Source organism: Vibrio sp. OPT46, from assembly GCF_015163535.1.
Classification (GTDB): domain Bacteria; phylum Pseudomonadota; class Gammaproteobacteria; order Enterobacterales; family Vibrionaceae; genus Vibrio; species Vibrio alginolyticus.
This window is the reverse complement of record NZ_JADDYG010000302.1, coordinates 27,973-36,633: the sequence shown is the minus strand read 5'-3', so window position 1 is coordinate 36,633 and position 8,661 is coordinate 27,973. Positions and strand designations below refer to the sequence as shown.

Annotated in this window: 3 protein-coding genes; all 3 read left to right on the top strand. The window is 44.6% G+C overall.

Annotation, left to right across the window (positions count from 1 at the left end):
* Positions 1–31 precede the first annotated feature (31 nt).
* The 3 genes from IQR33_RS14290 to IQR33_RS14280 all read left to right on the top strand — a co-directional run bounded on the left by IQR33_RS14290 (position 32) and on the right by IQR33_RS14280 (position 8,300).
* Positions 32–7,267, top strand: a complete 7,236-nt coding sequence (locus IQR33_RS14290) for a PLxRFG domain-containing protein (RefSeq protein ID WP_228013901.1) — start codon at positions 32–34, stop codon at positions 7,265–7,267.
* A gap of 42 nt (positions 7,268–7,309) precedes the next feature.
* Positions 7,310–7,861 carry a hypothetical protein gene (locus tag IQR33_RS14285; RefSeq protein WP_115386134.1) on the top strand — a complete coding sequence of 184 codons (552 nt, stop codon included), beginning with the start codon at positions 7,310–7,312 and terminating at the stop codon, positions 7,859–7,861.
* A 277-nt stretch (positions 7,862–8,138) separates the two neighbouring features.
* On the top strand, positions 8,139–8,300 hold the full coding sequence (locus IQR33_RS14280) for a hypothetical protein (protein WP_153993878.1): 162 nt from the start codon (positions 8,139–8,141) through the stop codon (positions 8,298–8,300).
* Positions 8,301–8,661: the final 361 nt, after the last annotated feature.

Genomic DNA, 8,661 nt, shown 5'->3' with positions numbered 1-8,661 from the left:
CGCACTACTTAGTGATGAAGAGCTGGAAGGTTTGGATCGCGAGATTTCCGACGCTAAGAAGGCATACCAAGCAAGTGACAGTGACCTTTCTCGCCAACGCGCTACCGCTCGTTTAGGTCGTCTAAACAAAATCAAAGACGGCAAAGGCACTACTGAAGATCTTAAATGGTTACGTTCAGAGCTTGAGTCTGAGCGTCGAGGCATTACCACTCCAGAGAAAGCTAAAGACGTAAATCAGACAATTGCAAAAGAACGCTTTGCTAAAGCAAAAACAGGTAAGGCAGATAACCCACGTTATCAAGCGTACTTAGATACTTTGGAAGCGGAAGAGCTTGAAGCTATCAATAGCAATGCTGGCTATATGTCTTGGATCACTCATCGTATTGCGGAGTTCCGAGACGAAAACGGAATTAAAAAGGGTGCCGATCTAACTTCTTCACAGCATAAAGAGTTTGATAAGTATCTGCGTGATTATGCTGATCGCCACTTATCTGAACGAGTGAAGTCAGAGCGCGACTCTACGGCGAAAAAAGCTGAGAACAAACCTACACAATTAAAAGCGATTCCGGCCACAATCAGCCGTAAAGCTAAGGGCAAACTCTCTAAAATCTCGACAGCTCAAAAGAAAGTTGAAGCAGCTCAAGAGAACTTAGATGAAGTTGAAATGCAACATTCTACGGATCGTAGTGGTGTTGATATGGCTCATCCACGAGTTAAAGCAGCACAAAGCCGACTAAGAACAGCAGAAAAAGCCGAACAAGATGCTTACAACGAGCTTGGTGAAGTCTGGAAAGAGTACCGAGCGAAAGGCGGTAACGAAGCGGTTTGGGATAAGTTTATCAACGAAAACCAAGGCCACCTAGACGCCAACTCTTGGGAAGATTTGAACCTAGATTTTGGTGAAGATGCGGATTCCGATGTGGAAATTCCAGAGATTCCGGCCAAGGTTCCTCCATTTAAAGATTTGTCTAATCCAACCGTTGAAGAGCTGGATGCGCTAATCAACTACAAACAAGCTGAGATCGCTCACTACAAAGCTCGTATTGCTAATGGTGAGAACGGCGAAGCCATGCGCCTACTAATCAATAGACTAGAAGGTGATATTGCCAAATTAGAAGAGCGCAAAACCAATACAAAAGCAGATAAGCAAGAGCCTTCGCTCATTGATACTCTTCAAGCTGTATCAGATAAGTACGCAGAAAACCCAACTTATCGCGTCAAGAGCTACGAGTTAGAACCAGCTTGGAAAGCAGTATCTAAAGCAATGGAAGAAGCTGGCGCGGATACGCACGACTTGTATTCATTCAGCAATTGGATCACTAGCCAATATCAATCAGATCGCCAAAAAGCAATCGACTTGGCAAAAAGCTATCTGAGTGACGACAAGCCAGAGCCAACGCCACCAAAAGGAAGCAAACTAAAATCTAGCAAGGCCACCAGCAACGAAACTGATGCGTCTAAAGCTAAAAAAGGCCGTTCTCGCCCAAGTGGAGCGCGTGAATATCTAAAAGCTATCAACGCGCTTCAAAGTGGCGAGTACACCAAGGAAGAGGCAATTGAGCTGATCGATAACTACATTGATGATGTTCCGGCTTTAGAGGAAGAATTTAGCCAATTCACGAAGCCAGCTATCGGCAATTTCTTTGCTCAAATGGGCCAATGGATTGATACAAGCTTGCGTAAAGACGATCTAGTTAAGCGAGCGGTTAAAGATATCGGCAACCAGTTTGCTGCTATTCAGTCTGATGGTGGAATGTTTGTAGTTAAATCACCTTCAGCTATGCGCAACATTCTTTCTGAAATGAGTGATGCTGACTACAACAAGCTTGCTGAGAAACGAAAACAACAAGCAATCGAGCGTGAGCAGGAAGCCGAGCGCAAGAAAAAGGCTCTTGATAATCCTCAAACACTTGATGATTTCCAAGCCTACGCACGAGCTAACGGCGGCACTATTGATGCTTTCAATGACCAGCAGCTAGCCGAGTTTGACCGTCTATACACTGAAAATCAGTTAAGCAAACTAGCAGAGCAAGAAAAGCGCGAACTAGAGCGAAAAGCTGAAGTTAAGGCCGTTGAAACTGACGGGACTATCGAGTTGAGCAAGGTCGATGTTCTCAACGAAGCTAAAGGTGAACAACGCTATGGCGCTGCGTTTAGCGAAGTTGATAGCGATACTTTCAACGATATGAGAGCCAAGGCGAAACAGCTAGGCGGTTGGTACGCACGAGCTTACAAACCTAAAAACTTGCCAGCTCGTTTTGACTTTAAATCTGAACAAGCGCGTGATGATTTCCTATCTGTAATGGGCGGCTTGAACGTTGATCAAAGCGAACGAGTTAAACAACGCGATCAAGAGAAAACGAAGTCGAAAAAAGAGAAGCAAGTTGAAGCTCTACGCGAAAAAGCGGCATCACTACAGGCGAAAGCTGATGAGTCAAACAACGCACAGCGTTTGACTAATACTTCTCGTCGCGCAGCCATGGCAGCAAGCGCAGCGGCACGAGCAGATAAGCAAGAGGCGCAAGCGAATATCTTGCGTAAGATTGCCGATGGCGTTGAATCTGGCGAGTTCCTACTGCTAGGCAACTTGACTGATATCAGCCAGCTTGAAGAACTAACAAGCGTTATGAACCGTGTTAAATGGGATATGCCTGAAGATGTTCGAGAAAAACTAGCGTATCGAGATCAGCAAGGCAACTGGCATTTAAAACCAGAAACTAAGTTTAATCAGGTTGCTCGTTACGTTCGTTTTCCAGCGCCGAAGAGTACGCCAGCGTCACTTGAATACATTGCGCGAGAAATCGAAAACCTAGACGGTTACAAGATGACGGCTAAATCTATTCGAGCAAACATTAAAGGCTTGAAGGAGCACGAGAGCGTTAACTTGAATGGTGCGCGTTGGGATAAAGTTATTCCTAAATTGCGCCAGCTAGCGCGTAGCAAATCAAACACTGTTTACCGTGTCGAGCACATCAACGAGTTATTCAAGTCGCAAGATCGCTTAATTCGCATGGGTATTAAAGGCGATATCACGTTGCGCCAAGCCTTGCGTGAATATGAGCAAGCGAACAACGGAAAAATGTCAACGCAGAAAGAAAAAACACGCTTACAAAAACTCACAGAGAAGATTGAGGAAACTGTACGTGGTAACCGTAATGCGTTTAATGACTTCTTCCCAACTCCTGAAGCAGAAGTGAAAAAGCTCATTGATTTAGCCGATATTAAACCAGGTATGAAAGTGCTAGAGCCAAGTGCTGGTATGGGTCACATTGCCGATCAAATTGCAGCTCTAAATGGCGTAGATCTTGATGTTGGTGAGCTTGCTTTCACTCTAAGCGAATTACTTGAAGAGAAGGGGCACAACGTTGTTGCTGGTGATTTCTTGGAATATAACGCTGGTGAAATCTATGACCGCATTGTTATGAATCCTCCATTTAGTAACGATGCAGATATTCACCACATCAACCATGCGCTAACGATGCTAAAAGATGGCGGTAAGTTGGTTGCTATCACTAGCTCAATGGCTGGTAATCGTGGCAACACAACAAATAAAAACTTCCGTCGTTACCTAGATGAAGTTGGTGCAGAAGAGATCAACCTAGACGCTGGCGCATTCAAGAACAGCTTGAACCCTACGAACGTAGCAACAAAGATTATTGTCATTGAAAAACCAGCGAACGATCAGTACGACGATATTCGTTTCAGCAAGGCCAGCGAAGTCAACAAAAAGCCTTCCACCAGCCTATCGCCTGAAAAGGTTACTCAAGCCGCTCAAGATTGGATTAACCAATACGACGGTTTGAAAGGTGCGAATGTAATGGTTGTGCCAACTATGGCCGATCTGCATGAACTGGTTGAAACTGAATCCAATGCGATTGTTAAAGGCGCATGGTTGTCCGGTGATAACCGTGTTGTGCTGGTGGCAGAAAACTTGGAAAACGTTGCTGACGTTCGCCGCACTTTGCGCCATGAGTTTATTGCTCACAATGGCCTATACGCAAACCTAGACGTTGCTCAACAAGCGCAGTTAACCAAGAAGGTCAACAGCCTACGAAACGTTAACTCTTTGAAAGGCATCTTTGCCGAGGTTGATAAATCATATCGAACCGCACCGGAAGACGTAAAAGCGGAAGAGGTGATCGCTAAGATTGCAGAAACAGAGTCTAGCGTTTCTCAACGAATCTTAGACAAAGTGTTGTCTTGGGTGCTTGGTGCATTGCGTCGTTCTGGCATTTTGAGTGCAGAGAAAATCACGCTTTCAGAAGTGCGCAACATGATCAACAACGTGGATAGCGACCTTCGAAAACCTAACGGAATGACCACGCTTTCTAACGTTGTGCGCTTTAGCCAAACAATCTCAAGCATGGATGAGGATTTGGCGCAGCAAGGCGATCCAATTGTGAGCATTGCTGATGCGTTGGCAGCGAAGAATGAGAGTTTCTACAAGCAAATGCTTGGCAAGATCAACGTTCCATTTATTAGCAAGCAGTTTGATGCGCTTAAAAATGGTGGTTGGGCGTTGTTAAACCTACGCCAAATGGCTGAAGTAGGTAGAAAACGAGTAAGCCGTGAGGTTGGCAACATTCTTGAGTCGTATGTAAACAACAAAGATTTGTTTACTACACGCAAAACAGACTTGATTGAGAAAGTTCACAAACAAGCTGATGCCTTGAATAAGTTCCGTAAGGATAAGCCACAAGACGCCGAAGCTACCTTTAGTTTGTTGCACGATGCGACGTTGGCCGATGTTGACCCGTCAAAAGAGTATGTTGACCAAACTGATGAGAAGAAAGTGCTACTCAAAACACTAGCGAAGCTTTACCAAGAGTACGGCGGTTCGCAAACTAAGCGCGGTTCTGAAATTTGGCAAGAACGCCAAGCGCTAGAGCGTGAGATTAAGAACGAGCCGAAACTAAGACTTAAACACAAGGCATTACGCGAGAAGTTCCTACAGCTTTCGCCAGATGCTCAAAAAGTCTTTACCGATGTGCGCGATCACTACATTAGCCAACGCGAGGAAATGGATAAGGCGCTAGAAGAGCGCATTACTGATCTTGCCATGGCTGGTAACAAACGAGCAGGTGAGAACACTTACCATCGTTACATGATGGAAAAATCACGCCTTGGTTTCTATGTTCCGTTGGCGCGTTTTGGTAACTACTGGATCGATGCCGTTGACCCAAGCGGTGAGCGTGTATTCCAAATGTATGAGACTGAAAACGCCATGATGAAAGACGTTAAAAAGCTTCAGGCGGCTGGCTACAAGGTTCAGGATGATAAGAATGCGAACTTAGAAGTTGGACAAGTGCGCTTTGGTCTAAAAATCCAAGAGAGTCGCGGCCTAAATGGTGCTAGCGCGTCATTCGTGAGCGATATTATTAAGGCGATCTCAGGTGCGCAAACTAACGACAAGGTGAAAGATCAGTTAACTGATGAAATCTACCAAATGTATTTGCAAACCATGCCTGATCGTTCAATTCGTAAATCATTCATTCACCGTAAAGGTGTGGCTGGTTATTCAGAAGATGCGGCTCGTGTGCTAGCAGATCAGGGTGTTCGCCAAGCGAACCAACAAGCGCGACTAGAAACAGAGAAGCGTTTCACCGATCTAATGGAAGAGTTGAAGATTGCTACGGATAAGAGCAATAACGTTTCGGCGTCACGCTTATATAACGAAATGGTTAAGCGTCACGAATGGATGATGAACCCACAACGCGCACAATGGGCGCAAGCGCTAACTGGTTTTGGGTTCTTCTGGCAAATCGGTATTTCACCAGCGTCAGCGATGATCAACTTATCCCAAAACTGGCAGATTGCTTTGCCTTACATTGGCTCACGTTTTGGTTTTAAGGAAACAGCGGCGGAAATGGCAAGTCTATCGGGCCTATTTGCTAAGACGTTCGTTGCTAAAAAATCAAAAGCTGGCTTGCGTGGTGATATGGACATGACCAACGGCATTTTGGGCGACGTACTTAACCAAGAAGAGAGAGATGCGTTACGCCACGCGATCAAAATTGGTGCTATCGACGTAACTCAAATGGCCGACTTAACAGGTATGGCAGAGCAAGAGTCGTCAAACTATACGGGTAAATGGGCGAAAGCACAGCAACTAATCGGTGCGCCTTTCCATTGGGCCGAAGTAATGAACCGTGAGGTTTGTTTTATCACTGCTTACCGTATGGCGAAGAAGAACGGACTAAGCAAACAAGAGTCACTTGATTACGCAACTAAAGCGACTTGGGATAGTCACTTTGATTATTCGAGCCGTAACCGCGCTCGATTCATGCAAGGTGACGTTGCGGCGGTAGCATTGCAGTTCAAGCAGTACAGCCAAAACATGACTTACTACTTGTTTAGCCGTTTCTTTGATTCAATTAAGGGCGAAACGCCAGAGGTGAGAAAGGAAGCGCGTAAGCAGTTGCTTGGCACATTTGCCGTTACGTTTGCCATCGGCGGTCTAAACGCTCTACCAGTCGCTACAATCGCGGCAATTGCTAATATGGCCTATGCAGTGGCAGGTGATGACAATGAGCCTTGGGATGCAGAGACAGAGCTAAAATCGCTACTTGCTAAGACGTTCGGTGAAGATATTGCGAAAGGCTTGTACTACGGTTCAATGCCTAGCGTTTCAAGCCGAATCAACATTGATTTGCTTCGCCTTTGGGTACAAGAATCAGACGCACAAGATAGCGTTGGTGTTGCTGAAAACATTCTTCAACAGGCGGCAGGTGCATCATTTGGTATTGCTGTATCTTGGGCGCGTGGTTTGGACTACATGACAGAAGGCCAGTATTTGCGCGGCGTAGAATACATGACTCCAAAATGGATTAGGGACGTGTTTAGAACTGCGCGATACGCTTCAGAAGGTGGCACTGTCACAAACCGAAATGGTGAAATTATCATTGATGATGTGACATTGTTTGAACATGCTCAACAAGCGCTTGGTTTTACTCCGGCTCGACTTGTTCAGCAGTACGACTCAAACAGCGCATTGAAAGGCTACGAACGTCAAGTTACTCGCCGTCGTCAAAGCTTAATGAATGCTTACTGGCTGGCGGTACGCACTAAGGACAATGATGGACGTAAAAGCGTGCTTAACAATATCCGTGAGTTCAACCGCTCGGAATGGGGCCGACAAAACCCGATCACCAACGAAGTTTTAAGCCGTTCGGTGAAGCAACATTTCAAAATGGCGAGTAAATCACAGAATGGTGCGCACTATAATCAAAAATATATGAAGTTGCTGCAAGAGCAACAGAGTTGGTAGCATTAATGGAGTGCTTAGAAAAGAAGTATGGAGAGATCTAAAATGATCGCTAGTAAAAGCATTTTAACAGCAATGATTTTGGGTTTAGCTGGTGGCGCGTCGTGCGCCACCGCAGCGCAACTACCACGTTGCCCGACGGTAACGGAACAACGAAACCCGTATGATTATCATTATGCACGTTTGATGGAGAGCAAACTGTACTCGCGTGACTTTAAAATCAATGTTGCGCAAGGTGTTGATAATGGTTTGTCGGATGAAGAAGCGCTTGAATATGGCAGAGCCAAAGTTGCTGAAATGCATGGCTTTGGTAAGTCGGAACTTGACTTTAATAGTGCAATGCGTGAGGTGGAGCTAAAAGAGCAAATCGAAAAGTATAAGGTTTGCAAGTTCTATGAGGTTGAGTTGGGTGTTCATGGTGATTTGGTTACTAACCTTGATCGCGACAAAATTGAGCGTCAGATAGAAGAGGCTCAAGCCAAAATTGCAGCCCAAACTGATGACTGTATCTACGAGAAAATCAAGGGTGATTCCACCAGCGCAGCAATAGCCGAAATTCGAAGAATATGCCGTTCCAGAGCGCTAATAAACATCTAAATGCCATAAAAAGCCGCTAAATTGCGGCTTTTTGCTTTCTATCAAATAGTAATAACAAAGTCACACTTTATGGTTATAAATTACTGGATATGCGATCAGGTGTCTGGTAGTTTATGCGCGTTTCCAATTTGTTGTTTTTATACGAAATGATGTACATATTGCGTTAAGTAATAGCATTCATATTGGGAGTCAATTCTATTGTTTTCATTATTTAGCACTTGCTAATTCTTTGGTAAATTATTTGACAGTAAACCACTCGGCTTAGGAGGACAATAAAATGAAATATACATCAAATGACCTTAGAGTGGTCGCTACGCTTATGGAATGTGAGGCTTTGGACGAAGCTGCGAAGGAATTTATACAGCGTACAGTGATGAAAGCGGCCAGTTTGCTAGAGGCAGTCAAGTTTACTAACAACAACCAAAAAGAAGATTCTTAACAAGTATGCTTTTTGTGGCAATTCAGCCGCTATCAATGATGAATGTGAATCTAGTTTACTACGATTGAGGGAACGTGACAGCGTTCCCTTTTTTGTTGCGTGTAGCTGGTGGCCGGATATTGTGTATATAAGTTTTACTCACTTGCGCATTGCCTCTCAGCCAACGATAATGACCACATTATCGTTTCGTGTTTGCCCGATCCTTTTCTTAAATCACGCCGATTTGTGTGTATATCGGGGAGCACGAAAAAATACAGTGTGTATATAGGAGTGTATATGAGTTCATATACACACTATTTGAGAGCTGTAAAAGTCTATATAAAACAGAGGTTTAACAAGTTGTCATCCCATTTGTCAGAAA

Excerpts from the sequence above, each read along its gene's own strand:
- IQR33_RS14285 (WP_115386134.1), top strand. The coding sequence starts at position 7,310 with ATGATCGCTAGTAAAAGCATTTTAACAGCAATGATTTTGGGTTTAGCT.
- IQR33_RS14280 (WP_153993878.1), top strand. The coding sequence starts at position 8,139 with ATGAAATATACATCAAATGACCTTAGAGTGGTCGCTACGCTTATGGAA.